General features: G+C 64.7%; 20 protein-coding genes. 15 read left to right on the forward strand and 5 right to left on the reverse strand.

Annotated elements, in window-relative coordinates:
* Both GXY33_00745 and GXY33_00750 read right to left on the reverse strand, forming a co-directional pair.
* Window positions 1–108, reverse strand: a 108-nt coding sequence (locus GXY33_00745) for an ROK family protein (protein ID NLX03649.1), incomplete at its 3' end; no start/stop codon positions are given.
* Window positions 101–664, reverse strand: a complete 564-nt coding sequence (locus GXY33_00750; protein NLX03650.1) for a 3-isopropylmalate dehydratase — start codon at window positions 662–664, stop codon at window positions 101–103. The genes GXY33_00745 and GXY33_00750, both read right to left, overlap by 8 nt.
* A gap of 168 nt (window positions 665–832) precedes the next feature.
* Between GXY33_00750 and GXY33_00755 the strand changes: the two genes are divergently transcribed.
* The 7 genes from GXY33_00755 (at window position 833) to GXY33_00785 (ending at window position 9,898) form a co-directional block, all read left to right on the forward strand.
* Entirely contained in the window at window positions 833–1,693 is an 861-nt protein-coding gene (locus GXY33_00755) for a DUF547 domain-containing protein (protein NLX03651.1), read from the forward strand.
* Window positions 1,690–3,411 (forward strand): M20/M25/M40 family metallo-hydrolase, encoded by a 1,722-nt coding sequence (locus GXY33_00760; protein NLX03652.1) that lies wholly within the window; start codon window positions 1,690–1,692, stop codon window positions 3,409–3,411. The genes GXY33_00755 and GXY33_00760 overlap by 4 nt, the downstream gene beginning before the upstream one ends.
* Before the next feature lie 63 nt (window positions 3,412–3,474).
* Window positions 3,475–4,653 carry a Gfo/Idh/MocA family oxidoreductase gene (locus GXY33_00765; protein ID NLX03653.1) on the forward strand — a complete coding sequence of 393 codons (1,179 nt, stop codon included), beginning with the start codon at window positions 3,475–3,477 and terminating at the stop codon, window positions 4,651–4,653.
* Between the two features lie 6 nt (window positions 4,654–4,659).
* On the forward strand, window positions 4,660–5,781 hold the full coding sequence (lpxD, locus tag GXY33_00770; GenBank protein NLX03654.1) for a UDP-3-O-(3-hydroxymyristoyl)glucosamine N-acyltransferase: 1,122 nt from the start codon (window positions 4,660–4,662) through the stop codon (window positions 5,779–5,781).
* A gap of 141 nt (window positions 5,782–5,922) precedes the next feature.
* Complete coding sequence (locus tag GXY33_00775) at window positions 5,923–7,383, forward strand: tetratricopeptide repeat protein (GenBank protein ID NLX03655.1); 1,461 nt, start codon at window positions 5,923–5,925, stop codon at window positions 7,381–7,383.
* A gap of 113 nt (window positions 7,384–7,496) precedes the next feature.
* Window positions 7,497–8,945 carry a hypothetical protein gene (locus tag GXY33_00780; GenBank protein ID NLX03656.1) on the forward strand — a complete coding sequence of 483 codons (1,449 nt, stop codon included), beginning with the start codon at window positions 7,497–7,499 and terminating at the stop codon, window positions 8,943–8,945.
* Between the two features lie 38 nt (window positions 8,946–8,983).
* Window positions 8,984–9,898: a hypothetical protein gene (locus tag GXY33_00785; GenBank protein NLX03657.1), complete on the forward strand. Its 915-nt coding sequence runs from the start codon at window positions 8,984–8,986 to the stop codon at window positions 9,896–9,898.
* Between the two features lie 51 nt (window positions 9,899–9,949).
* On the opposite strand, the gene GXY33_00790 is transcribed toward GXY33_00785, so the two are convergent.
* From GXY33_00790 to GXY33_00800, 3 genes are read right to left on the reverse strand one after another with little or no spacing between them, the layout of a single operon-like run.
* Window positions 9,950–12,274, reverse strand: a complete 2,325-nt coding sequence (locus GXY33_00790) for a DUF3488 domain-containing transglutaminase family protein (protein NLX03658.1) — start codon at window positions 12,272–12,274, stop codon at window positions 9,950–9,952.
* A 2-nt stretch (window positions 12,275–12,276) separates the two neighbouring features.
* On the reverse strand, window positions 12,277–13,560 hold the full coding sequence (locus tag GXY33_00795) for a DUF58 domain-containing protein (GenBank protein NLX03659.1): 1,284 nt from the start codon (window positions 13,558–13,560) through the stop codon (window positions 12,277–12,279).
* A gap of 20 nt (window positions 13,561–13,580) precedes the next feature.
* Window positions 13,581–14,528 (reverse strand): MoxR family ATPase, encoded by a 948-nt coding sequence (locus tag GXY33_00800; GenBank protein ID NLX03660.1) that lies wholly within the window; start codon window positions 14,526–14,528, stop codon window positions 13,581–13,583.
* Window positions 14,529–14,682: 154 nt separating this feature from the next.
* Between GXY33_00800 and GXY33_00805 the strand changes: the two genes are divergently transcribed.
* The 8 genes from GXY33_00805 to GXY33_00840 all read left to right on the forward strand — a co-directional run bounded on the left by GXY33_00805 (window position 14,683) and on the right by GXY33_00840 (window position 25,956).
* Window positions 14,683–15,468 (forward strand): ABC transporter ATP-binding protein, encoded by a 786-nt coding sequence (locus tag GXY33_00805; protein ID NLX03661.1) that lies wholly within the window; start codon window positions 14,683–14,685, stop codon window positions 15,466–15,468.
* Between the two features lie 146 nt (window positions 15,469–15,614).
* Window positions 15,615–17,891, forward strand: a complete 2,277-nt coding sequence (locus tag GXY33_00810; GenBank protein NLX03662.1) for a hypothetical protein — start codon at window positions 15,615–15,617, stop codon at window positions 17,889–17,891.
* Window positions 17,892–19,454: 1,563 nt separating this feature from the next.
* Window positions 19,455–20,012 (forward strand): peptidyl-prolyl cis-trans isomerase, encoded by a 558-nt coding sequence (locus GXY33_00815; protein NLX03663.1) that lies wholly within the window; start codon window positions 19,455–19,457, stop codon window positions 20,010–20,012.
* Between the two features lie 231 nt (window positions 20,013–20,243).
* A complete protein-coding gene (locus GXY33_00820) occupies window positions 20,244–20,918 on the forward strand; it encodes an SDR family oxidoreductase (protein ID NLX03664.1) in 675 nt (224 codons plus the stop codon).
* Window positions 20,919–21,023: 105 nt separating this feature from the next.
* Entirely contained in the window at window positions 21,024–21,977 is a 954-nt protein-coding gene (locus tag GXY33_00825; GenBank protein ID NLX03665.1) for a DUF4432 family protein, read from the forward strand.
* Window positions 21,978–21,979: 2 nt separating this feature from the next.
* Window positions 21,980–22,543, forward strand: coding sequence for a DUF4416 family protein (locus GXY33_00830; GenBank protein ID NLX03666.1), 564 nt, complete (start codon window positions 21,980–21,982; stop codon window positions 22,541–22,543).
* Window positions 22,536–23,642, forward strand: coding sequence for an undecaprenyl/decaprenyl-phosphate alpha-N-acetylglucosaminyl 1-phosphate transferase (locus tag GXY33_00835; GenBank protein ID NLX03667.1), 1,107 nt, complete (start codon window positions 22,536–22,538; stop codon window positions 23,640–23,642). Before GXY33_00830 ends, GXY33_00835 begins: the two co-directional genes overlap by 8 nt.
* 1 nt (window position 23,643) lies before the next feature.
* Window positions 23,644–25,956 (forward strand): O-antigen ligase family protein, encoded by a 2,313-nt coding sequence (locus GXY33_00840; GenBank protein ID NLX03668.1) that lies wholly within the window; start codon window positions 23,644–23,646, stop codon window positions 25,954–25,956.
* Window positions 25,957–26,011 lie beyond the last annotated feature (55 nt).

Below are 26,011 nucleotides of genomic sequence, written 5' to 3' on the forward strand. Positions count from 1 at the left end.
GGTGCCGAATTCGACCCGATCGGCGATCCGCGCATCGGCAAACCCGACGGCCACCGCCGTCTTGGTCCCGCCGATGTCCACCGTCAGGAAGCTTCGCGACTCAGGCAATCTTGCGGCTCCGGGCATATGCGAACAAACCGCCGGCCTCGATGATCTCCGCTACGTCGCCCAGCGGCCGCAGCGGATACTCCTTCGAGGTGGTCAGGTTCTTCAGCCGGCAATTATCGAAATCGATCTCCACCTGATCGCCGGTGCGGATCTCGCGGACCAGCTTCTCCTCACTCTCCACCGGGATCACGTAGCCGCCGTTGACCGAGTTGCGGAAGAAAATTCGGGCGTACGATGTCGCCACCACCGCCCGAACGCCCGCCTCCGCCAACGCCAGCGGGGCATGCTCCCGCGAACTGCCGCAGCCGAAATTCGACCCGGCCACCACCACCGCGAATTCGCTGGCGGTCCTGTTCTCGTCGGCTAGGTCCACAAACGGCTTGCCGCCTTCCGGCAATCCCGCCTGATCGCCCGGTACGCCCGAGAGGGCGAACCGCCCGAACAGCTTCCGCTCCGACGCGATCGAGGGATTGTAGCTCAGATACTCAGCCGGAATGATCTGGTCGGTATCGACATTGTCGCCCAACACGTAGGCCTTGCCCGTCACTTTATCCATAGTCAGCACTCCCATGCCAAAACGACGCGGATTATACCAGTTCCCGCTCCCGATTTGAAACCCACTTTGAAACCAGCCGCTTTCGCCTTTTGACCTTCCTCCCACTGGCGTCAGCCCGGGCCAACCCGTACAATGTTCGGTTTGTCCGTGACAGGAGAAGGACCGCCGATGATCTGGCGACGCGGAACGCTGACGGTTGTGCTGATCGGCCTTCTGGCCGGATGCAGCACGCTGCGCGTCTCGACGCCCGCCGAGTGCCGCGACGTGCCCGCGCCGCAATACGAGCGGTACGAAAACCTCCTGGCCCGCGTCATGCACGACGGCCAGGTCGATTTCCAGACCTTAAAGGCCAATCCAGCCGACCTGGAGCGATTTGTCCATCGTCTCGGCTGCCACGGACCCATCAAAACCCCTGATGCGTTTCCCGATGACGCTTCGAAATTGGCCTATTGGGTCAATGCGCATAACGCAGTGGCTTTGCTGGCTGCGGTGCGAAAGTACCCGGCCAAGCGCCTCAAGCCGCCGTTCGGGGATTTTGCCCAGACGACCACCGCCTGGATCGACGGCCGCCATCTGAGCCTTGCCCAGATTGCCCAGTTTGCCCGGTCGGCCAGACCCGACGATCCGCGGGTGGATCTGGCCCTGGCCTATCCGACCAAGGGCGGCGGTTCGCGGTTCGGTTTTGTCCTCAAGCCGCGGGAGGACCTGGTGCAACAGTTGCACAGTTTATTCGTCCGTTCGCTGGACGATTCGGCCGCCATCAACATCGACCACGCCCGCTGGACGCTGTGGCTGGGCCGGCCGATCTGGGACAATCGCGACCGGTATCTCGCGCAATACCGCGACCAATACGGCACAGCGGCGGGCAACATCGTCAACGCCCTGGCGGACCTGGCCAATCCCAGCCAGCGCCGCCGGCTCAACACCGCCATCGGCTACAAGATCAAACCCCAGTCCTACGACTGGTCGCTCAATGCGTCTGAACCCTACAAGTGCTCTCTTTCTGAATCAACGGAGGTTGTTCGATGACATCGGCCCAGGACCTCGAGGCCTACAGACAATTCATCCGGGAACGTGCCCAAAGCAAGGAATACGCCGACTTTATGAAGGACCTGACCTGTCGGCTGGTGGAAATAGAAAACACGCCCACCCAGCCGCTCGATCAGATCGCCCGCAACGAAAAGCAGGTCTTCGACCTGATTGAAGAGGCCCTGCGGGCCTTCGCCGACGGCCGCATCGCGATCGAGCGCCAGCCGATCAACCCGGGCATCGCCCACCATCCCTATTTCTCCCGGCTTTACTACACCGCCGACGAGCGGCACCCTGAGGGTCGCGACGTCGAAACCACCTACAAGGACCGGTGCAACATGCTGGTGCTGGTCGACGCCGGTCAGAGCAAAAGCCAGGGCCGGCCGGCCATCCTCAACGCCCACATCGACACCGTCGCCCCGTTCCTTCCCTGCCGCCTCGACGGCCAGCAGATCCACGGGCGAGGCACGGTCGACGACAAGGGCCTGGTCGTCATGCTCGTCGCCAGTCTCAAGCTGCTCAAGGAGGCCGAGGCGAAATTCGGCCCCGTCATCGGCCAGCCGCTGGTCTACCAGTTCGTGATCGAGGAGGAAACCGGCGGCAACGGCTCGCTCTCGGCCTCGCTCGACGAGCGGTTCCGGGGCTACGAGGCGATCATCTGCGAAGCCACCGAGCTGCGCCCGCATCCGGCCAACCGTGGGGCCATGTGGTTCAAACTCGATTTCACCAGCAAGGGCAGCGGCTTCGACACCGCTGAGATTCTGCCCTTCATCCTTGTCGAACTGGCCACCGAGGGCCAAAAGCTCCGCCAGGAGAGCAACGAGCCCCTGTTTCCCCGCGACTACGTCCAGGTCAACCTCGGCGCCCTCGATCACTTCGGCAAGCACCCAGCCACCATCAACGACTACGTCGCCTTCGAACTGGGCCTCGACTACAAGGGCCCGGAGGGCGAGCGGGTCGCCTCGCGCCTCATCAACATCATCGAGGCCGGCGTCAAGCAGTACTGCGTTCAGTATCCCGACCGCACCGCCGAAGTCGATCCGGAGACCGGCAAGCCCAAGCTCAACGCCCACTACAAGCTGACCACGATGGACCGCGGCAACCACGACCGCCGCTACAAGCTGGAGGTCTTCGGCCTCGGCGGCCACATGAGCACGCTGACCCTCCGCGACAACGCGATGATCAAGGCGGGTTACCTGCTCAAAGGGTTGGTCTGCTCGTACAAGAACCTGCCGGGCCTGGCCTTGCGGGTCCGTGTCCTCGACGACGCCGACGGCGACCGCTGCACGATCACCGGCGGCGTGGGCTTTACGCCGGCCCACCGCATGGCCGCCCTCCAGGACCGCCTCAAGGGCGCCGTGGCCCAGGGATTCCAGCTTTTTAACCGCTGCGCCCAGGGCAGTGTGGCCGCCGACAGCTTCGCGATGACCTTCGACATGCTCCACAACGAGGCTTACGTCTCGCCGGTCGACTGCCCAGCCATGAAGGCGTTCAAGTGGGCCTTCGACGCCCGGGAAATGCCCTGGCCGACCCCGCTGGCCTTCCGGGCCAGTTGCGACGCCCGGATCTTCGGCAACAGCGGCCACAACACCGTCACCTTCGGCCCCGGACAGCTCTCGCAGGCCCACGGCGACCACGAGAAAATCTCCCTCCAGGAGTTGCAGGCCGGGCTGGAAGTGGTTACCTTGGCTACCCTTGCCCTGACCACCGGTCAGTAGGGCGGTTCGAGGCCCGCCGCCCCGGCTGCACCCTGGACCCACAGTGAAAGACAGGAATCCGTAATGACTTCGCAATCGAAACTCCGGATCGGCGTCGTCGGCCTCGGCCGGTACGTCGAGATCGCCCACATGCCCACCTACTTCGAGAGTCGCTACGCGTCCGCCATCGAGGTTGCCGCCCTCTGCGACGTCAGCGAGGAACGCCTCAAGGAGTGGCGGCAGCGCTACGGCGTGAAGTCCGGCTATACCGACTACCGTAAGATGCTCGCCGACCAAAAGCTGGATGCCGTGGTCGTGGTCACGCCGGACCACCTGCACACCGAGGTGACGTGCCAGGCCCTCGAAGCCGGCTGCGACGTGCTGGTCGAAAAGCCCCTGGCCACCGATATCGGCGAGTGCCACAAGATCATCCAGACCGCCCGTCGGCAGAAGCGCCGCGTCATCACCGACTTCCACAAGCGCCACGACCCAGCCCACCAGGAGGGGCGGGCCCGGATCACCACCGACAGGAAGTACGGCCAGGTCCAATTCGGCTACGTCTGGATGCTCGATACCATCAACGTCCCAGCCCCGGGCTTCTTCAAGTCCAACTTCGCCGAAAAAAGCTCCCCGGTCTGGTTCCTCGGCGTCCACTTCTTCGATCTGATCCGCTTCATGACGGACCTGAACCCCATCGAAGTCCGCGCCACCGGCTATAAGCAGGTCCTCAAGGCGATGGGCATCAACACCTTCGACGCGGTCAAGAGCGACATGGTCTTCGATAACGGGGCCGCGATCAGCTTCTACCTGTCCTGGAACCTGCCCGAAGGCGCCCCCTCGTTCACCACCCAAGGCCTGTATCTCCAGTTCGAAAAGGGAGATATGAAAATCGACACCCGCGACCGGGGCATGACCGAGCTCAGCGGGGCCGGCTACAAGACGGTCAACCCGATGTACACCCGCCGGACCGACCGCGGGTATGCCGGGTATGCCCACGAGAGCATCGGCGATGCCCTCATCGAGTTTCTCGAACTCAAGCAGAACGGCCGGCGAACCTACGACGACCTGGAAAAGGCTGACCCCTCCGGGATGGGCGGCTTCTATTCGACCCTCATGGCCCAGATGACCCACGAGAGCCTGGCCCGCGGCAGGAGCCTCTCCGGCGGCCAGGTCGCCCTGGGCGGTGCGATGGACGTCAACGAATACATCAAAGAAAAACTCGGCCCGGATGCCGATGATTATCTGGTACAATACCCGTCGTAGGCGTCTATGCCCGAACCGGTAAGCCCACAACACGGCAACCACCGTTCGCCCAGAAAGGCGGCCGAACTGGCTGCGCACCTGGAGGCCCACGGCCTGCGGGTCCATCTGGCGGGCGATCCGGACCTGGTGATCCGCGACGTGGCCACCATCGAGGAGGCCGGACCCGGCGACATCACCTTCCTGGCCAATCGCAAGTACATCCGGCAGATCAACGAGACCAAGGCCTCAGCCATCATCCTTCCTGAAGCGGTCTCGGGACCGGAGTACTTAACGCAACTGAAGGTTGATGACTCTTACTACGCATTCATGCTCATCATGGTCCTGTTCTACGGCCATCGGACGGCGCCGTTCGAGGGCGTCGATCCGACCGCTCGGATCGCCGAGACCGCCCGGATCGGGGCTAACCCGCGGATCGGCGGCCAGGTGACCATCGCCGCCCACGCGGCCATCGGTGATGGGGCCGTGATCTATCCCGGCTGCTTCATCGGTCCCGGGTGCCGGATCGGTGATAACGTGACGCTCTATCCCAACGTCACGCTCTACAACGACACCCACGTCGGCCATAACGTAATCATCCAAGCCGGGGCGGTGATCGGCCAGGACGGCTACGGCTTTGCCACCCACAAGGGCATCCACCACAAGATCCCCCAGGTCGGCAACGTGGTCATCGAGGACGACGTCGAGATTGGGGCCAATTGCGCGATTGAGCGGGCCACCATGGGCAGCACGGTCATCGGGAGGGGCTCGAAGCTCTGCGACCTGATCGCCATCGGCCACGGCACCCGCATCGGTCCGCACTGCCTGCTGGTCGCCCAGGTGGGCATCGCCGGGTCGGCCAAGCTCGGCCATCACGTGACCCTCGGCGGCCAGGTCGCGGTCAACGGCCACATCACGATCGGCGACTGCGTCACCGTCGGGGCCAAGGCTGGGGTGGTCAACAACGTTGAGGACAACGAGACGCTGCTCGGCCAGCCCGCTGTGCCCATCCAGGACGCCAAACGCCGCATCCTCATGCTGGCCAAGTTGCCGGAGATGCGCGACCAGCTCAAACGGCTCCAGAAGCGCATCGAGCAGCTTGAGCATGGGACCGGCGGACGGATGGCCAGAAAAGACTCTGCTGAATCGTAACTGCGCCTCATGCCGGCCGACTTTTTCTTGCCCGGATGCAACCGCTGGAGTACTATTGAGGTACAAATTGTTTAATGGTATCATAAACTCCGGTAAGAAAATGCCTCAGCCGGGCGAACCGGTGAGGCGGGTCAGGCAGAGGTGAGCTACAACCCCCCACACATTACGGACGAAGCCAAGAAAACGGCTGCCAAGTTCTTCCAGCATGCTCAGACCGCAGCCGATTCGCGGAGCTTCGACTACGCCATCGAGCTTTATGTCCAGGGCTTGGCCAAAGACCCTGAGGCGGTCGAGAAGGGGCACATGGCCCTGCGCGAGGTCGGCATCCGGCGGACCAACAGCGGCGGCAAGAAGCCCGGCCTGATGGAATCGCTGAAGATTTCCAAGTCCAAGAAAGACCCGATCGGGGCGATGCTCGCCGCTGAGATGATGCTGGCCAAGGACCCGCTGAACCTCAAGTACGCGGAGGAAATGGTCAAGGCGGCCGACAAGTCCGAATTGCCCGAGACCCTCCGCTGGGCCCTGCAGGTCTACTTTGAGCTCTGCCCGCAGGAGAAGAAGATCAGCGTCCAGCGGCTGCTGCTGATCAAGAACCTCTACGAGAAACTGGGCGATTACTATCAGAAACAGGACCGGCTCGATCAGACTCTCGAGGCCTACGAGAAGGGCATCGGGGCGATGAACTACGCCGTCCAGTCGGGCCAGGGCGGCAGCCTCGATCTCCAGAGCGAGCTGAAGAATCTGGCCACCAAACACGCCATCCTCCGCGGCAGGTACGAGCGGGGCGACTTCCGCGATTCGATCAAGGACGCCGACGCCCAGAAGCTCCTGCAGGACAAGTCCCGCCAGGTCAAGGGCGAGGAACTGCTGACCCAGTTGATCGAGAAGGCCCGGGCCGAAGCGGATGCGAACCCGTCGGTGGGGGCCAAGGTGTTTGCCCTGATCGACCTGCTGACCCAGCGGGGCAAGCCCGAGGACGAGAAGGAGGCGATCAAGATCCTCGACGACGCCCACCAGCGGACCGGACAGTACAGCTTCAAGATGCGGGCCGACGACCTGCGAATCCGCCATCAGCGCCGGGCGGTCAAACGCATCGAGGCCAAGGTCAAAGCCGAGGCGACGCCCGATCCGACGCTCCAGCAGCAGCTCGCCGACGCCCGCCAGCAGCAGGCGGAGCGAGAACTGGCCATCTTCAAGGAGCGGATCGAGCAGTATCCGACGGACACGCGGCTGAAGTTCGAATACGGCCGGCGGCTCTACGAGTCCAAACGCTACGACGAAGCCATCCCGGTGTTCCAGGAGGCGGTCGGCGATCCCCGCCACGCCGTCCGCGCCCGCTACTACATCGGCACCTGCTTTTTCCAGAAGGGGTGGCACTCGCAGGCCATCGACATTCTCAACGAAGCCGTCGAGCGCTACGAGACCCTCGGCGACGCCCTCTCCAAGGAAATCTTCTACGTCCTGGGGCGTTCGCACGAGGAGCTGGAGCAGATCGATCAGGCCCTGAAGATCTACAGCCGCCTGATCCAGTGGGACTTCAACTACCGCGACGTCCGCCACCGGATCGACAAGCTCCAGGCCAAGAAGAAGATCAATTCCTGACCCCTTTCATCCTCTCGAAACGTCCTCCCGGCGAGCCGCTGGTATTGTCGCGGGTGCTTCTGGTAAACGAATAGGGATCGCTCTACAATGCCACCGATGCAGGAGGCTTTCTGATGCCACAGACAGCAGACGGCAGTAGTTGCATGAATTCGTTGTTCTTCTTCGACGACTGGCTGCTGTTCGCCCGCGAGGGGCTGGACCGCCGGCAGGGCCGGCCGGAGCGGATTGGCCAGTTCGCTCTGGACCCCCAGGCCGATCCGGACCTCGAGTCGATCCGGGGTCTGGGCATCGTCCACGACCCGATCGGCGGCGGCTATGAGATGGTGGTGGACTGTCAGTCAAGGTCCGGCATGCGGTTCTTCACCCGCCTGCGGTCGGACGATCCGTACCGCTGGCCCACGCAGGAATGGAAGAGCGGCTCGGGACCGCTCTGGACCCGGGCGGACAACGTCTACCTCGACCAGCACGGTCGGCCTTTGGACTGCTTCAATACCCTGTGCCTCGCGGGCACTCCATTGGCCCAGAAGGGCTACGTCGCCACGTTCTTCGACTATGCCCGCACGCACCGCGGCGACGCCCACCATTCCCCGCAGCCCAGCGCCGCCATCGGATTCTCCAGAGACGGTCTGCACTTCGAGGTGGAGGCTGGCAACTGCTATATTCCGCATCACAGCGACACCAGCAACCCGCCCATCTACAACCCGTGGACGGGCGAGTTTCTGATCTACTGCCGGCCGGAGCAGTCGGATCGCCGGATTGGCGTGGTGACGACGAGGGACTTCCGGACGTTCAGCCCCTACGAGACCATCCTGCAGCCCGATCCGCTGGACCCGGTCGGTCGCGAGTTCTACGGTCTGACCCCGTGGCTTCAGGACGACCTGTTCGTCGGCACGCTGAGCATCTACGACACCGAACCGACCGAGAAGGCTCACGTCCGGATGCAGGGGATCAACGAGATGCAGCTTGCCTACAGCTATAACGGCAAGAACTGGTACCGGGCGTCCCGCGAGATGTTCCTGGAGCGGGGCGAACCGGGCACGGACTCCGGCGGCAGCATCTATGCGGGCATGCCCGTCCGGACGCCCGCCAATCGGCTGCTCTTTGGGACGATGGTCTCGTGGACCGAGCACGGCATGGACATCGAGCACTGCCCGGAGGAGTGGAGACGGACTCCCTACCGCAGCTACCTCTACGAGATGCGGCCCGACGGCTTTGTGTTCCTGCGGACCTCGGCCCGGTGCGGACGGCTCCGCACCAAGGCGATCGTGCCGCAGGGCGGCGAGTTGACCATCAACGCCCTGACCACCCCCAGCGGCCACGTCAAAGCGGTCATGCTCGACGCTCAGACGTTCGAGCCGATCCCGAACTACACCCTCGACGAGGCGGTCCCGCTGGTCGGCGATGAACTGGCGGGCGTGCTCCGCTGGCGTGAACGGAAGAACCTGAATGAGCTCAAGGACCGCCGTGTGATGCTCGAGTTGCACGTTCGCGAGGCGGACCTCTACGCCCTGCGTTTCCCGTATCGCGTCCACCTGGGCGAATACATCCGCGACCGCGTCTGAGTCGCGTTCTGGCAACCCGTTCTTCAAGGAGGCATCCCATGCCAAGTCGGCCCCTGCGATTGCTCATGGTCGGTTCGCATCCCGCCGATACGTTCGATCAGGCGGGAGGGACGTTGGCCCATCACGCAGCCCAGGGCGATCAGGTCACCGCGGTAACCCTGACGACCGGCGCGCGTTCCCACCATTGGCAGCTCATCGATCAGAAGCGAAAGCTCCAGGAGGAACTCGACGTCGAGGGACTGCTCGAACAGGCGGTCAAGGAGAAGATGGACGAGGTCCGCAAGGCCGCTGCGATTCTGGGGCTTCACGACGTCCGGACGCTCGGGTTCGAGGACGACGAGATCCTGCTGACCCGCGAGATGGTCGAGGCGGTCGCCGACGTGATTCGCGAGGTCAGGCCCGACATCATGATCACGCATCATCCTTACGAACTGGGCGGACTGAAGCTGCACGCCACCACCGGCCAGGCTGCGATCTACGCGTTTCAGCAGGCGATGGGGGCCGGGCGCGGCCGCAAGCCCACCCACTACGTCTCTAAGATATTCTTCATGAACCCGATGGGTTACATGGGCCACAACACCCTGGCCTACGCCTCCACCGCCCACATTACGACTATCATCGACATCACCGACGTGATCGACAAGAAGGTGCTTGCGATGGATATGATATCGAGCCAGTACTACGGCGGGGCGTACTCGCGGAAGTGTCACGAGATCAGCGACGGCCACACCGGCGGGCTAGCGTATGTCGCCTACGGCGAGGCGTTCCAGGCATTCTTTCCCGAGTGCGGATATACGCTGCCCTTCTCCGAGGCCGACATCCGTAAGGCGGAAGGACTCAGCGAAGAGGGGATGGCGCGGCGCAGCGAGATCGTCGCCGCCCGGATGCCGCTGCCCGAAGGCATGGGTTTCAGTTCGGAACACCGAATTGCACCGGAGCAGTACCGGACCTGACGTTCGTGGAAGGGAAAGAACACCCCGCCTGCCGGTGGGCCGAGACAGGACCTATCGGGCCTGACGGTGTGCTACGCCCGCGAGTTTCTTCTGCAGGCTGTCCAACTGGTCCGCCAGGATACTTCGCTCCTCCGGGGCCAGTTTTGCTTCGCCGAACCGCATCCGCAGATAGGCCCGCGTCAGGTCCACCATCTCCGGGTGGACGTCGGCCCGGATCAGGCGAAGGTCCTCGGTGAATTCCCACGCCGTCCGCGTGACCGGTTTGGTGATCCCTCGCTTGGCCAGCGTCACCAGCGCGCCGCGGTAGAAGTCGATCGGGCAGGTCCAGACGTTGCCGTACTTGCGCTCCCAGCGTTTGGCCAGGTAACGGCGGAACCGCCGCAACCCCTTGGTCGAGACCAGCACCGAGATCCGCACGATCAGGTAGGCGAACGCGATCAGCAGCACGACCACGATCCAGTGCAGCACCTGGTGCCAGCGCGACTGGTAGTCCTCGCCCCGCAGCATGTCGATGAACCGCGTGATGACTCGCTTGATCGTCCAGGTCTGGCCCGCCTCGCCGGTCTCGTCGCCCAGGATCTGCTTGCGCAGGCCCTCGATGAACTCGCGCCGCTCGCTCTCGTCGTAGTTGGCCAGGTGCGAGAGCCACGTGAACCGCAGCAGGTCCACCGCGTCCCAGAACATCCGCACCAGCTTGCTCTCGACCGGTCGGATCGCCTCGTCCCGCGCCGCCGGCGTCGGGTCGAAGGTCGTCCAGCCCTTCCCGTCGAGGTACACCTCAGCCCACGCGTGGGCATCGCAATTGCGGATCGTGTAGTAGCCGCCGAACGCGTTGTAGTTGTAGCCGCCGTTCTTGAACCCGGTCACGATGCGGGCCTCCAGGCCCAGCGACCGGCACAGCAGCACGAACGCCGAGGCGAAGTACTCGCAGTGGCCGTGCTTGCGCCGCGTCAGGAAGTCGAACACCGGGTCGATCTGCGGCAGGACGTCGCGATTGTCCAGGTCGTACCGGAACTCGCCGCTGGTCCGCAGCCACATCTCCAGCTTGCGGGCCTGTTCCAGCGGCGAAAGCTCGCGCGCCTCCTTCGCGAGCACCTCCTGGGCCTTCTCCTGATAGCGATCCAGGTCCGCTTCGCCGCCGACCCGGTGACGCTGATGCGCCCGGAACCGCGCGATCATCGGCAGGGTCTCCCGCCGCACCGTCCGCTCCACGTCGCCGGCGGTGGGGGCCTTCGGCCAGATGTTCTGCGCCGGCGCCTCGTGCGAGGTCAGCAGCTTGTAGCAGAAGCCCTTCTTGGGATACTGCGAGGCCCGCAGGGTGTTGGTCTGCGGACAGTAGGTCAGCCGCATCTCCCGGTTTGTGGCGATCGCGGTGGGCGTGTCGATCACAAACAGGTTGGACGAAATCTCATCGTCGTAGTAGATGCGCCAGAAGATCTGCTTGGCCACCGCCTCCTTCGACAGCATCGCCGCGTCCTGGATCGGCACGGGGGTGTCCAGGCTGCGGGTCTGAACCACCCGCTCCTCGCCTTCCTTTTGCTCCTCCAGCCACTTCCAGAACTGCCCGTGGCGGGAATACTGCGTCTTGACCGACCCGCGCAGGTACATCAGCGGGGCCACGCCGCTCTTGCTGTCGCTGAGCACCTTGACCCGCAGCACCGGGTCGTCATCCTCCATCAGGATGGTCATTTCGCCCAGGGTCAACTGCTCGCCGAAACCCGTCCGTGTGCTCTGGCGAGTCAGCGTGTTGCCCAGAAGCTGCATCGCCGGCGAGCCGCGCGGGATCAGCACGAAGATGGCCAGCGAGATGCTGCACGTCAGCACCGCCGTCACGAAGTAGCCGCTGATCCACGTGCGCCGGCGGACCTGCACCGCGATGCCGCGGCCCGCCGCCCCTTCGAACTGGCGGTGCGCCATCGCCTCGACCACCAGGTGGGTCTTGTACAGCCAGTAGCCGGCCAGGGCCACGTAGGCCACCAGCACCACCGCGAATTCGGTGGTCGGAGTGACCGCGCCGGCGGCCAGCATCGCCATGACCGAGAGGATCATCAGCTCCGAGAAATCGCTGACCTTGCCGATGCTGAAGCTCTTGATCAGGATCGCCGCGGTCAGAAAGTAGGCCAGGGCCTTGCCCGGTTCGAGTCGCAGCAGCAGGATGGACATCGCCAGCATGCCGATGCCGACCAGCACGATGAAGATCGAGACGAATCGCGGAACCCGGACGGGCCGGCCGATCCGCCGGTACGCCACCAGCAGCACGATGCACGAGAAGACCATGATCCCGGTCGAGTGGTCCAGGTAGACCCGCGCCATCTCCCAGGTCGCCAGCGCGACGCTCAGGAAACCCAGCGGCAGCAGTTCACGGGGTCTGACCATGGTTAGACCATCTCCTCCGGGCACGGCTGCGACGACGGGATGAAGATCCGCCGCCAGTCCGAACCGCCCACCAGCAGCATCTGTGTCGGGCCGATCGCCCCGGAGAGCCGCTCCAGCATGCTCGCGCTGCTCTCGCTGACGCTGACCAGCAGGCAGCGGCCTCGCCACCGGGCCGTCCACCGCCACGTCTGCATCATGTCCGACAGCGACGCCACCGACTGCGGCTCGACCATGCTCAGCGTCCGCAATATCCGGTGCTGGGCCTCGCGGCCGGCCAGCGGCGGGATCAGCACCGGCGGATCGCTCGCGCAGACCAGCGCCACCCGATAGCCCAGCTCCAGCGACTCGCACAGGAAGGTCGCCGAGAAACTGACCGCCTCCTCGAACCGGCGCCGGTTCCTGGCCGTCAGGTCCGGCACGTGCGTGTCCAGGATCACGGTCAGGCGGTGGGGGGCGAACTGGGCCATTTCGCGGACCAGCAGTTGGCCCATCTTGGCCGAGCGCTTCCAGTGGATCAGCTTGGGATTGTCGCCCCGGCGATACTCCCGCAATGCATAGAACTCGTCGCTGTTGCCGTGGAACTGCGACTGGGTCACGCCCAGGTGCACGTCGATCCGGCGCTGTCCCGGCAGGAAGCGGTGGTCCAGCTTGCCCAAGGCCGGATAGATGGTCACCTTCTGGCTGTTGATGACGGTCAGGAACCGCGTCAGCAGGCCGAACGGGTAGCGGCTGGCCACCCGCGTGCCGCGAAGCTCCATCTGGCCCCGCAGGGTCGGCGTGATGAAAATCTGGAAACTGCACGTCTGGCCCGGCCCGATGTACGGGACGTAGACCCGCGGCGCCCCGGTCGACTGGCCGCGGCCCACAATTTCCACCAGGCGAAGGGAATAGACGCCGAAGTATCGGCGGGTGTTGCGGATTTCATATTTGACCGGCATCGGCTGGGAGACCACGCCGTTGTCCGGCAGGATCCGGGTGATCTCGATCGGATGGACCATGCGGCTGGGGATCAGGACCGACATCATCAGGATGGCCGCCGCCAGCGAGGCCGACCAGAACAGGAGATTGAGCTGCGAGACGAACGCGATCGCGGCCAGCACGGCGATCGCGACCAGGAGCATCAGGACGGACCAGCCGACGTAGACCCCGTACTGGGGATGCCAGGTGGTTGGAGTCTGCCGAAGCACCTTGACCGGGTTCTTTACCGTCAGCTTCGGCTTTTCTTCCGATGGCTTCAGGAGGACAGGATCGGGTTCGGCCCGGCGTTTTTTAAACCGCAGTTGCACCAAAGGAAATCCATCTCCGCTTATACGGGCACCACGATCTCCTCAATGATCTGCGAGATGATATGGGAGGTGGAACTCGATTGGCTGTCGTCCAGATAACTCTTGCTTAGGACGCGGTGGGCGCAGACCGGAACGGCCAGCGACTTGATGTCGTCCGGCAGCACGTAGTCCCGCTCCTCCAGCAGCGCCATCGCCTGGGCCGTTCGCACCAGGGCCTGCGAGCCGCGCGGCGAGACGCCCAGATCCAGGTGCCGGTGCTGGCGGGTTGCCTCGACGAACCGCAGCACGTAGTCCATCACCGAACCATCCACCTTCACGTCATCGACCGCTTCCTGGATGCGGCAAACCTCTTCGCCGTCCATTACCGCTGAGATCTTCTCGATCGACTTGCGGGCCGGCTGCTCCTGGATGATCCGGGCCTCCTGCTCCGCTGAGGGATACCCGATCGAAATCCGGAGGGTGAACCGGTCCAACTGGTTTTCCGGCAGGAAGTAGGTCCCCTCGAACTCGAAGGGGTTCTGCGTCGCAATGACCATGAACGGGCGGCCCAGGGTCATGCTCTGGCCGTCCATCGTCACCTGGCCCTCGTTCATGGCCTCCAGCAGGGCCGACTGGGTCCGCGGGGTCGTCCGGTTGATCTCGTCGGCCAGGACGATGTTGGCGAACACCGGACCCCGGTTGAACTCGAACTCGCGCGTCCGGTCGTTGAAGATCGAAACGCCCAGCAGGTCGCTGGGCAGCAGGTCGGGCGTGAGCTGAATCCGCGAAAAACTGCAGCTTACGCTCTTGGCCAGCGCCCGGGCCAGAATGGTCTTGCCCACGCCCGGCACGTCCTCGATCAGCACGTGTCCGCCGCTGATCAGGCCCACGATCAACTGGTCGACGACCAACGGCCGGCCCAGGAACACCTGCGAAACGTTATCCCGCAGCGACTGGAGAGATGCACCTATTCCACGATTGGTATGCATAGCCCACCATTATACCATTAATAAAACTTCGCCTGGGTATAAAACTGCCGCACGTTCTGGAATGTATACCCGCTTGGAACGGGTTCGTCAATCCGGTTGCTTTTTTCCCTGAAGAATCTACAATTTCACCTTTTGCCGCCATACGGCTGGAGCCATGACTGTTATCCAACTAACTAACATTACGTTCATCCGGTCCGATCGGATCATTCTGGATCGGATTTCCTGGACCATTGGCCGCGGACAGCACTGGGCCCTGCTGGGCGCCAACGGTTCCGGGAAAACTTCGCTCCTGAAAATCATTGCCGGTTACGAGTGGCCCAGCGACGGGTCGGTCCACGTCCTGGGCCGGCACTTCGGCGACTGCTATCTGCCCGAGCTCCGCAAGACCATCGGGTGGGTCAGCGCCGCGGTCGAGCACCGCCTGCCGGAAGATGACACCGCCCTCGAGATCGCCGCCTCCGGGTTCGACGCCTCGCTGGGGCTTTACCGGCCGCTCCGTCGCGACGAGACCGAGCAGACCCGGTCCGCCCTCGCCGCCCTTGGGATCGAGGGGCTGGCCGATCAGCCGTACCAGGTCCTCTCGCAGGGCGAGAAGCAGCGGGTTCTGATCGCCCGGGCGCTGGTCAACCGTCCGGCTTTGCTGATTCTCGACGAGCCCTGCGCCGGCCTGGATCCGGTATCGCGGGAGCGGTTCCTCGACGATCTGGGCCGGCTGGCCGAGACGCCGGAGAGTCCGACCATCCTTCTGGTCACCCATCACGTCGAGGAGATCCGCCCGTGGATCGACAACCTCTTGGTGCTCAAGGAGGGTCGGGTGCTGGCCGCCGGTTCCACGGCGGCGACGCTGACCGCCGCGAATATGGGCGATGCCTTCGGGCATCCTTGCCGGATCGGCAACACGCGCGGCCGATACCGCCTCGACCTGAACCCGCGGGATTAGCGTGCTTCCGCCGAACCTGCGTTTTTGGTTGCAGCCGCCTGTGAACTGCTTTATAATCCGTCTTACTTCTGTGCCTCGTGGGGGTCTGCCAAATGAGGTCGTGGGGCGGGCGATGTCCCGTCGCTGTGCTTGCTGAGGAGAGAGCCATGAAACCGTCAATAATGCTGCCGGCTGCGTTTCTGTCCGTTTTCTGCTGGGCCAATGCCGCCACCGTCAATGTCTGGCTCGAAATCGACGCTTCGGCCAACGAGTACCGCGTGCTGGCCGAGTGCGTCGACGACGTCGCTGGGACCTGCGCCGGACTGGCCCTCTACAACGTCACGCTGAGCAACGTGGCGGAGTTGTACAACGACGGTCCGATGGCCTATGACGAGGCGGGCGAGACCACCACGCCGCTGGCCGGTTTCGTTTTGTTCCGCAGCGACAGCGGGGCCGGCGTCACCACGTTGGGCGCCGCCCAGAATACGTTTGATCCCAACGGAGCCCAGATCGTGTACGACATCGGCGACCAGGCGGTCGATCTGACCGCGCTCGTTTCAGCCGATGTCTACGTGCCCGCCGACGGTCAGGTCGCCGTGCCCGTTCAACTGGGCCACGGCACGTTCACCGGCGATCCGCCGAGCATCACCAACGCGACCTTCAATGTCTTTGATCCCGCCCGCGACGGCACCACTCAGCCGCCCGATACCGTCGCGATTCTCGATCCGGACATCGTCGGCGTCGAATACACCCTGACCGTCAGCGTCCAGGGCCAAGGCACGACCACGCCCGCCGCGGGCGATCATACGTATGACGAAGGCGTCCAAGTGGCGATCTTGGCCGCCGCCGCCGACGGTTGGCACTTCGTTCGCTGGCAGGGCGACGTGTCGGCCACCAGCGCCGCCGCCTCGGTGACCATGAACGCCGACAAGGCCGTCACCGCCGTTTTTGAAGAGGATGCCGCCCAGTATGCCCTGACAGTGCAGGTCCAGGGCCAGGGGACGACCACGCCGGCCGCCGGCCAGCACACGTATGACGATGGGACGGTCGTTCCTCTCTCAGCCGCCGCCGCCGACGGCTGGCATTTCGTCCGTTGGCAGGGCGACGTCGCCGGAACCAGTCCCTCCTCCTCCATCACGATCAGCAGCAACAAATCGGTGACCGCCGTCTTCGAGCAGGACGCCGCCCAGTACACGCTGACCGTCAACGTCCAAGGTCAGGGCGCGACCACGCCCGCCGCCGGTCAGCACACCTATGATGAAGGGGCCGCCGTCCCGCTGACCGCCACGCCCGCCGGCGGCTGGCACTTCGTCCGGTGGGAAGGCGACGCCTCCGGCGCCCAGGAGTCCACCCAGGTTACCATGGACAGCGCGATGACCGTCACCGCCGTCTTCGAGCGAGACACCGCCCAATACGCGCTGACCGTCAACGTCCAGGGCCAGGGCACAACGACGCCCGCCGCCGGTCAGCACACCTACGATCAGGGCGCCCAGGTAAACCTCGGCGCCACGCCCGCACAAGGTTGGCACTTTGTCCGGTGGGAGGGCGACGTGTCCGGCGTCAATCCGAACGTTGGGGTCACCATGGACTCCAGCAAGTCCGTCACCGCGGTCTTTGAGCAGGACGCGGCCCAGTACACGCTAACCGTCAACGTCCAGGGCGACGGGACCACCGATCCCAATGCCGGTCAGCACAGCTACGATGCAAACGCCGCGGTCGAGGTTGCCGCTACCGCCGCCGACGGCTGGCATTTCGTCCGCTGGCAGGGCGATGCGACCGGAACCGCGCCAACCCTGACCGTCACCATGGACCGCGGCAAGAGCGTCACCGCCGTCTTTGAGCAGGACGCCGCCGAATACGTCCTGACCGTCAACGTCCAGGGCAGCGGCTCGACCAATCCGGTTCCCGGCCAGCACAGCTACGCGGACGGAACCGAGGTAATCGTCGCGGCCACACCCGTCGAGGGCTGGCACTTTGTCCGGTGGGAGGGCGATTTGACGGGCGCCACCGCCACGGCATCGCTGACGATGGACGCCAGCCAGTCGATCACCGCGGTCTTCGAGCAGGACGCGGCCCAGTACACGCTGACCGTCAACGTCCAGGGCCAGGGCACGACGGCGCCCGCTGCCGGCCAGCATGCCTACGACAGCGGAACCGAGGTCGCCCTCTCGGCTGCCCCGGCCGAAGACTGGGAGTTCATCCGCTGGGAGGGTGACATCTCCGCGACCGACCCGAACACCACCGTGACCATGAACGCGGGCAAGTCGGTCACCGCCGTTTTCCAAGCCGAGGCGGTTGATCCCAATGATCCCAACCAGCCGTCCGACCCCAACGAAACCAACGGCGACGTTCCTCCCATCGGCGGATGCCTCATGACCGCCATGGTCGTCGGACTGGCTGTGGCCTTCGGATTCGCCATGCTCGGACTATATCGGGAGTCGTAGTCCTTCCAATGGACCAGTAACTTCTGACCCGGTCGCCAGTTCGCGGCCGGGTCTTTCTATGGCGGCGGCCAATACTGAATATTATAATCAAGCATTATGATTGATAGGTGGTGGCCTGATCATTGATCTGGGCTCGGCAATCGCATATACTGCAATGACCGACAAGCCCTTTGGAGACCAAGGAGAAACCCGAGTATGCGGCGATTCCCTTCGGCGGCGATCTGCCTGATTACTGTGTCCGCGGCGGCGTTCCTGGGGGCCTGCAACGGTCCCGTCAACAACCTGGCCAAGAATCAGGAGTATCTCCTGACGGTCAGCGTCGAGGGCCATGGCACGGTCAGCCCGGACACCCTCACCTACAACGCCGGGACTTCCGTGGTCCTCGTGGCGGAGCCCGCCGCCGGCTGGCACTTCGTCCGATGGGAAGGCTCCGGTCAGGGCACCGGCGATACGCTGCAACTGGTCATGGACCGCGATCGCGCGGTCACCGCGGTTTTTGAGGAGGGTGTGCTTCAATACACCTTGACCGTGGAAGTCGAGGGCCAGGGCAGCGTTAACCCTTCATCCGGCGCGCATGGGTACGATCCGAATTCCATCGTTAACCTCACCGCCACCGCCGCCGACGGCTGGCGCTTCGTCGAGTGGCAGGGCTTCGCCGGCGGGACCGACCCTGCGACCACCGTTACCATGACCGGCAACAAGACGGTCAAAGCCGTCTTCGAGGAGGATACGTCGCAGACGCTGACCATCGCGGTTCAGGGCCAGGGTACGGTCGATCCGGCGGTCGGTCAGCACGAGTATGAGAGGGACACGCAGGTGAGCGTGAAGGCCGCCGCCGCCGACGGCTGGCACTTCGTTCGATGGGAAGGGGACGCCGCCGGCAACACACCCAGCGCGACCGTCTCCATGGACGCCGACAAGACGGTCACCGCCGTCTTTGAAGAGGACAGCGACGCATACAACCTGACCATCGCCGTCAGCGGCCAGGGGACCACCGATCCCGCCGCCGGGACTCACAGCTATCCTGCCGACGGATCGGTCAGCCTGACCGCCGCCGCCGCCGCCGGCTGGCATTTCGTCCGCTGGCAGGGCGACGCCCAGGGCACCTCGCCGACGGTCGAATTGACGATGGGTTCGGCCAAGACGGTCACCGCGATCTTCGAGGAGGACGCGGCCGAATATACCCTCACCGTCTCGGCCATCGGCCAGGGCACCGTGGATCCGGCCGTCGGAGGCTACAGCTACGCCGACGGCCAGCAGGTCACGCTGACCGCCACGGCGGGCGAGAGCTGGCGGTTCGACCGCTGGCAGGGCGACGTGACCGGGACGGACAACCCCGTCACGGTGACCATGTCCGCCACCCGCAGCGTGACCGCCGTCTTCGTCCGCCAGTATCGCCTGAGCGTGGCCGCGACCGGCCAGGGAACCACCAGCCCGGCCGTTGGCGATCATTTCTACGACGTCGGCCAGACCGTGACCGTCTCAGCCACGCCCGCCAACGGCTGGCGATTCCTCGATTGGACCGGCGACCTGTCCTCGTCCAACCAGAGCGCCGATCTGGTCATGGACGACGACAAGGCCATCACCGCCTCCTTCGGCGGCGCGGGCGTCCAGGTCATGATCGAAACCTCCAAAGGCAATATTCTCGTCGAACTGGACGATGAGCTGGCGCCGGTCACCGTCGAAAACTTCCTCAGTTACGTCGATGAGGGGTTCTACGACGGGACCGACGGCAAAGAGGCCACCATCTTCCACCGCGTGATTCCCGATTTCATGGTTCAGTGCGGCGGCTTCACCGAAGAGCTGGAAGAGAAGGAGACGCACGACCCGATCGTCCTCGAGTCGGACAACGGCTTGAGGAACGTGCGGGGCACGATCGCGATGGCCCGCACCACCGAACCCGACAGCGCCACCTCGCAGTTTTTCATCAACGTGGTGGACAACGATTTCCTCAACTACGCGAGCGAAGCGAAGCCCGGCTACGCCGTTTTCGGCCGCGTGCTGGAGGGCATGGACGTCGCCGACGAGATCGTCGCCGTCGAGACCGCCTCCGTCGGTCCGCACGACGACGTGCCGGTGGAGGCCATCTTCATTACCTCCGTGTATCGCGTTGAGGAATGATGTCTGTGAGACATGGGGACGGTGGCGCCGGCTGAGGGCGGTTTGACCGACCATCGTAAAAGGGCGCCATCGCTCCGCAGCCATCCATTCGAGGAACAGCGTCATGACCGATCAGGTGCAGTTCGACGCCGCACGGCTCTTCGACCTGTCCGGCCGGGTCGCCATCGTCACCGGCGCCGCCCGCGGCAACGGACGGGCCATTGCCGAAGGCTTGGCTGCGGTCGGCGCGCCGTGGTGCTTGCCGATGTCCTGGCGGACGAACTGCAAAGCGTTGAGCAGGCCGTCGCCGAGCGCGGCGGCCGAGCCCTGGCTGTGCCCACCGACCTGCGCAACAATGACGATCTTATCTCGCTGGTCGAAAAGGCGGCAGGGGAGTTCGGGCGGATCGATGTTCTCGTCAACTGCGCCGGGGTCAGCGTTGGCGGGCCGTCGCACGAGTATGCCGAAACCGACTGGCGGTTCACCTTCGACGTCAACGTCGACGCCGCCTTCAAACTCGCCAAGCTCGTCGCCGTCCACATGATCCCGCAGCGGTCCGGCTCGATCATCAATATCACCAGCATCGGCGCCGCCCAGGGCTTTCCCAACAACCCAGCGTACCAGGCCTCGAAGGGCGCCCTTCAGCAGCTCACGCGAGCCTTGGCCACCGATTGGGCCAGATACAACATCCGCGTCAATAACCTCTGTCCCGGTTACTTTATGACCGCGATGACCCGCAAGAGCTGGTCCAATCCGCAGATCGCCTCCCGCCGCGCCGCCCGCTGCATGCTCAACCGCTGGGGCGAACCGCGCGAACTGGTCGGGCCGGTGATCTTCCTGGCCTCCGAAGCTTCCAGCTACATGACCGGCAACGACCTCTTCATCGACGGCGGATTCAACAAGACGGGAATCCTGGAAGGGCAGTAGCCGTTCGCCGCAAGCGGTTCCTTTCTGGTCCGCCTGTTCGCCTCTCGCTATAATGCTCTCTGGCCTGTTTGCGCGGCTTGACACCATCGAACCGGGAGAACCTCTGTGGACTGGATATTCGATCGTCGAAGTGGAGCGCGTGTATCCGACCGGCTCGAGCTCGCCGGCGGACCGGTGGTCGTTCTGGAAAACGAGCGTCTCCGCGCGGTCTGCCTGGCCGGCAAGGGGGCGGACATCGTCTCGCTGTTCAACAAGGACGCGGCCTGCGAATGCCTCAGCCAGCCGTATCCCACCTTTCCCTTCCGGCCCGGCGAGGCGCCCGCTCTCGGCCGCGAATTCGGCAAGTACATGACCGTCTGGCCCGAGATGTTTCCCGTGGCCAGCGCCTGGGGCGATTACTTCGGCCAGGCCCAGCCGTTCCACGGTGAGGCCCGCCTGCTCGCCTGGCGGCACGAGATCATCGAGGACTCCCCCCAACGCGTCTCGGTCCGGCTGTCGGCCCGGATGCAGCTCAGCCCGTTCCGGCTGACCCGCACCATGACCCTCGATGCCGACTCGCCCGTCCTGGCCCTCGACGAGCGCGTCGAGAATCTCGCCAACCAGCCGCTGCCGGTCCTTTGGGGCCACCATCCGACCTTTGGACCGCCGTTCCTCGACGAGACCTGCCGCGTCCAACTGCCCGGCGGCGACTACATCGACGGCGACGACTCGATGCTCCAACTCGCTCCGCCCGGCTCCGGCGTCCACAACATGTTCTATCGCCTCAACCTCTCATCCGGCCGGTGTGGCCTGTTCAGCCACAAACGCGGCTTCGGTGTCGGTCTGCGATTCGATCACCAGCTCTTTCGCGTCATCTGGATTTGGCAGGGCCTCAACCAAAACAGCGGCGCGCCAAACTTCGACACCCGCTACGCCTGCGCGGTCGAGCCGGTCACCGGCCTGCCCAAACAGCACGCCCAAAGCGACCGGACGCCGCCGATCCTCGTCCATCCCGAAACGCCGCTGACCACCCGCCTCGACGTATTCCTCTACACCGACCAAAGGGACCTGGAGGATTGACGATGGGCGAACTTCGACCACCGCCGCCGGCCAAGCTGTTTGTCGCGATGCTCGTCGCGCCGGACGTTGCCGGCCGCGTCGACCGGATCGACGGGCGGCTGATCGAGTGTTTCGGCCCCATCGATCTGGTCAGTCCCGATTTCTCCTTCGAGTTCACCGACTACTACAAGGCCGAGATGGGCGAGAATCTGGTCCGTCGTATCGTCAGCTTCGAATCCCTCTTCGATCCGGCCGGGCTGCCGGCGGTCAAGCACCGCACCAACGACCTGGAAGCCGAGTTGACGGCTGAGCTGCGTAATCCTGAGTCCGGCCGGGCGGTCAACCTTGACGCGGGCTATCTGACCCTCGGCCAACTCGTTCTGGCCACCACCAAGAGCCACGCCCACCGTCTCTACCTGCGCGACGGGATATGGGCTGAGGTCACCCTCCGCTATCACAAGGGCGACTACGAAAAATGGCCCTGGACCTATCCGGACTATGCCTCCGGACGGTATAATTCGTTCTGGCGACCGATGCGCGACAAACTCAAGCGGCAGATGGAGGAAACGCAAAGCTCCCATGAATGACCCTTCCACCGCCACGCTGGCCCGCATGCTCCTGCTGATCGCCGGGCCCTCAGCGGTCGTCAGTTTCGGCCTGTGCTACCTGATGCGGGTGTTGGCCCCGGCGCTCGGTTATATGGACCGTCCCGGCGGCCGCAAGAGCCACCCGCGCGCCATGCCGATGGGCGGCGGCGTCGCCGTCGTGCTGACGGTGATCGCCTTGATCGCGGCGGGGATCGCCGCGGTGCTCTCCGATGTCTACGCCTCGTTTCCCGCGTTCGACTGGCTCGCCGTGCACCGCGAAGGCCTGGCCTTGCGGCTCCATCAATTGGCCGGCGTCCTGTTCTGCGGGCTGATCCTCCTCGTTCTGGGCGTCTTCGACGACGTCAAGGATCTCGGCCCCAGGTTCAAACTCCTCGTCCAGTTCCTTCTGGCCGGTCTGGTGGTCTTCGGGTTCGACGTTCAGGCGACGGTCTTCCTGCCCGCGCCGATCCTCGGTTCGCTGCTGACCGTGCTGTGGATCGTGGTCATCACCAACGCCTTCAACTTCCTGGACAACGCCGACGGCCTGGCCTCCGGCGTCGCCCTTATCTGCACCGCCGTGCTGATCGCCGTCGCCGTCGGCTCGGGCCAGATCTTCGTCTCAGCCTATCTGGCCTGCTTCGCCGGGGCGATCATCGGATTCCTGCTTCACAATTTCCCGCCCGCCCGCATCTACCTCGGCGACGCGGGCAGCCAGCCCATTGGCTTCCTGCTCGCCGTCGGCACCATCCTGACCACCTATTATCAGGAGCAGTCGCCCGATCAGCTCCGCACCGCCGTCTTTATTCCGCTTATCATCATGGCCATTCCGCTCTACGATTTCTTCTCGGTGATCGTCATCCGGCTGCGGGCGGGCAAGAGCCCGTTCGTCGGCGACCACCGGCATTTCTCGCACCGCCTGCTGCAGCGCGGCCTGCGGGTGCGCGACGTGGTGCTGACCATCTACCTGGCCTGCGGCGCCACCGCCGTCGGAGCGATCGTCCTTCAGCAGGTCGCCTGGCCGTACGCGATGCTCATCTTCCTCCAGACCCTCTGCATCGTCGCCATCATCGGCATTCTGGAGTATCAGCCGAAAAAGTGACATGAACGCCACGGCCCGACCGCACAACCCGGTCCGCGAGAAGCTCTCAGCCGCCCTGTTCGTGATGCTGCTGATCGTGATCGGCGTCGCCTCCATCAGCCAACTCCGCTGGACCAGCCCTTCCGGCCAGATGGACAGCAGCTTCGGCGGCGGTTACGATCTGACCGCTGCGGCGGTCATGGGTCTGGTGGTCCTGCTGGTTGGCGCGGCTGCGTGGATCGTCTGCCCGTGTCGGCCGCGACTGAACCTGCTGCTGGCCGCTGAGATCCTCTTCGTCGCCGGCCTGATCGTCTCGACCTGGTTCGCCGCCGACCATCGCGTTGCCCTCAACTACGCCGCCGGCTTCGTCGTGTGCCTCGTGCTCATGCACGCGACGTTCCGCCTGACCGACCGGCCGTGGAAGGTGCGGCTCGCCCTGATCGCCCTGGTCGCTCTGGGAACCATCTTCGCCCTCAAGACCTGGAGCCGCGAACTCTACGAGACCGACCAGACCTGGACGCAGTACCTCGAAACCCGCGAGCAGCTCTGGGCTCGTCAGGGCAAGGCGCTCGACGACCCAGCGGTCAAGCTCTACGAGGCCCGCCTGCTGAGCCGCGACAACGGCGGCTTCTTCTTTCACGGCAATCTCGGCGGGGCCTATCTGGCCTTCCTTTTGATGGTCAGCCTCGCCGCCGTCGCCAACCGCCTTCGCGACCGGGCCGGGCCGTACCAGAAGACCTGGCTGGCGGTCCAGGTGCTGCTGTCGCTGCTGATCGCCTCCGCCCTGGTCATCACCTACAGCAAGGGCGCGATGATGGCTTTGGGCATTGCGCTGATGGCCTCGATGATCCTGCTGCTCTTTGGGCGGCGGCTGCGGCGGCGGGTCAACCTGGCCGCACTCGTCGCGCTGCTGATCGTGCTGGCCGGTTTCGCCGCGGTCATCGGCCACGGCCTGGCCCGAAACACGCTGCCGACGCTGTCGATGGCGTTTCGCTGGCAGTACTGGACCGCCGGCTGGCATATGTTCCTCGACCATCCGCTGACCGGCGTCGGGCCCGGCAACTTCGGCTATCACTACATGCGCTACAAACTGCCCGAAGCCGAAGAGGAGGTTCTCTCGCCGCACAATTTCATCGTGCAGGGCTTCACCGAATTCGGCATCCTCGGCGGCCTCGGCATCGTCCTGCTGCCGCTGGCGATCTTCTACAGCCTTGCCCGCTCCGCCGCCGCCGATTCGCCGCCGCTGTCCGTTCTCGAATCGCAGCCGCCCCGCGCCGGCCCGCTGATGCTCATCATCCTCGCCGGCATCTACATCTTCGCCGTCGCGTTCAACCAGACCGGCCTGGACAACCCGCTGATCCTGTTGGCGCTTCACTGGCCCTACATCCTCGGTTTCGCCCTGAGTTTCACCCTCTCGTCGCTCCGCTTCGACGAACTTGGCGACATCGACGACCGCTTCGGCGGCCGCGGCAAGCTCGTCGATCCGCCGGTGCTGGTCTTCCTCGCTGGCGCGCTGGTGCTCTTTGTCGCGGGCAACCTGGTCAACTTCTCGTTCTTCGAGCCTTCGAACCAGTTCCTGTTCTTCTTCATAGCGGGCCTGGCGCTCGCCGCGGCGCCCCCGCAGACATCGCTCACGACGCCCAAGTGCGACCTGGCCAAATCCGCCGGTCTGGCCGTCCTGGCCCTGCTGTTCCTGATCTACGTTGTCGTGCCCGCCGCCCGCATCGAGACCGCGGTGGCCGACGCCGAAGACTCACCGCCCGCCCGCGATCCCGCCTTCGATCAGCCGTATCAACGCCTGGTCGAGCTTACCGAGCAATATCCCTTCGACCCGCACCCGCCCGCCAAGGCCGCTGAGCGGCTGCTGCGACTCGCCCAGCCCGGCGTCGCTCCGGAGCTTCTGATCGCGCAGGCGGTCAAACACTTCCAGCAGGCCCGCAGCCGCGCGCCGCAAGTCTACCGTTTCTGGCGGGCTGAGGCCCAGGCATGGCTCCTGCTCGCCGAGACCCGCCCGACCCGCGCCGATCACGCCTACACCCAGGCCGAAACGCTCCTCGACTGCGCCCTGGAACTGGCCCCGCGCTCTCGTTCGCTCTGGGTCACCGCGGGCCTGACCTCCTACCAGCACGCCGTCGCCCTCGAGCCCGCTCAGCCCGACCGCGCCGCCCGCCTCGCCCTCCAGGCCAAAGAGCGTCTTACCACCGCGCTCGAACTCAACGACGCCCTTCCCGAAAACTCCCTGCGCCGCTTCCCGCCGTCCCAAATGCGGCAGATCCACAGCGCCCTGGCCTCGCTGGATACCTTCCTCTCCCAGACCACCCAGCCCGCCCCATAAAAAAAGAGGCCGCCCAACAGCGACCTCTTCTATTCTGGCTTCTGACTTCCGCCTT

Source organism: Phycisphaerae bacterium (assembly GCA_012729815.1).
In the GTDB taxonomy this organism is placed as follows: domain Bacteria; phylum Planctomycetota; class Phycisphaerae; order JAAYCJ01; family JAAYCJ01; genus JAAYCJ01.

Bases quoted from the DNA above. Each gene is read 5' to 3' on its own strand.
- GXY33_00805 (NLX03661.1), top strand. From the start codon at position 14,683: ATGACTGTTATCCAACTAACTAACATTACGTTCATCCGGTCCGATCGG.
- GXY33_00810 (NLX03662.1), top strand. From the start codon at position 15,615: ATGAAACCGTCAATAATGCTGCCGGCTGCGTTTCTGTCCGTTTTCTGC.
- GXY33_00840 (NLX03668.1), top strand. From the start codon at position 23,644: ATGAACGCCACGGCCCGACCGCACAACCCGGTCCGCGAGAAGCTCTCA.
- GXY33_00830 (NLX03666.1), top strand. From the start codon at position 21,980: ATGGGCGAACTTCGACCACCGCCGCCGGCCAAGCTGTTTGTCGCGATG.
- GXY33_00815 (NLX03663.1), top strand. From the start codon at position 19,455: ATGGACGACGACAAGGCCATCACCGCCTCCTTCGGCGGCGCGGGCGTC.
- GXY33_00750 (NLX03650.1), bottom strand. From the start codon at position 664: ATGGATAAAGTGACGGGCAAGGCCTACGTGTTGGGCGACAATGTCGAT.
- GXY33_00760 (NLX03652.1), top strand. From the start codon at position 1,690: ATGACATCGGCCCAGGACCTCGAGGCCTACAGACAATTCATCCGGGAA.
- GXY33_00800 (NLX03660.1), bottom strand. From the start codon at position 14,528: ATGCATACCAATCGTGGAATAGGTGCATCTCTCCAGTCGCTGCGGGAT.
- GXY33_00790 (NLX03658.1), bottom strand. From the start codon at position 12,274: ATGGTCAGACCCCGTGAACTGCTGCCGCTGGGTTTCCTGAGCGTCGCG.
- GXY33_00835 (NLX03667.1), top strand. From the start codon at position 22,536: ATGAATGACCCTTCCACCGCCACGCTGGCCCGCATGCTCCTGCTGATC.
- GXY33_00765 (NLX03653.1), top strand. From the start codon at position 3,475: ATGACTTCGCAATCGAAACTCCGGATCGGCGTCGTCGGCCTCGGCCGG.
- lpxD (NLX03654.1), top strand. From the start codon at position 4,660: ATGCCCGAACCGGTAAGCCCACAACACGGCAACCACCGTTCGCCCAGA.
- GXY33_00785 (NLX03657.1), top strand. From the start codon at position 8,984: ATGCCAAGTCGGCCCCTGCGATTGCTCATGGTCGGTTCGCATCCCGCC.
- GXY33_00780 (NLX03656.1), top strand. From the start codon at position 7,497: ATGCCACAGACAGCAGACGGCAGTAGTTGCATGAATTCGTTGTTCTTC.
- GXY33_00755 (NLX03651.1), top strand. From the start codon at position 833: ATGATCTGGCGACGCGGAACGCTGACGGTTGTGCTGATCGGCCTTCTG.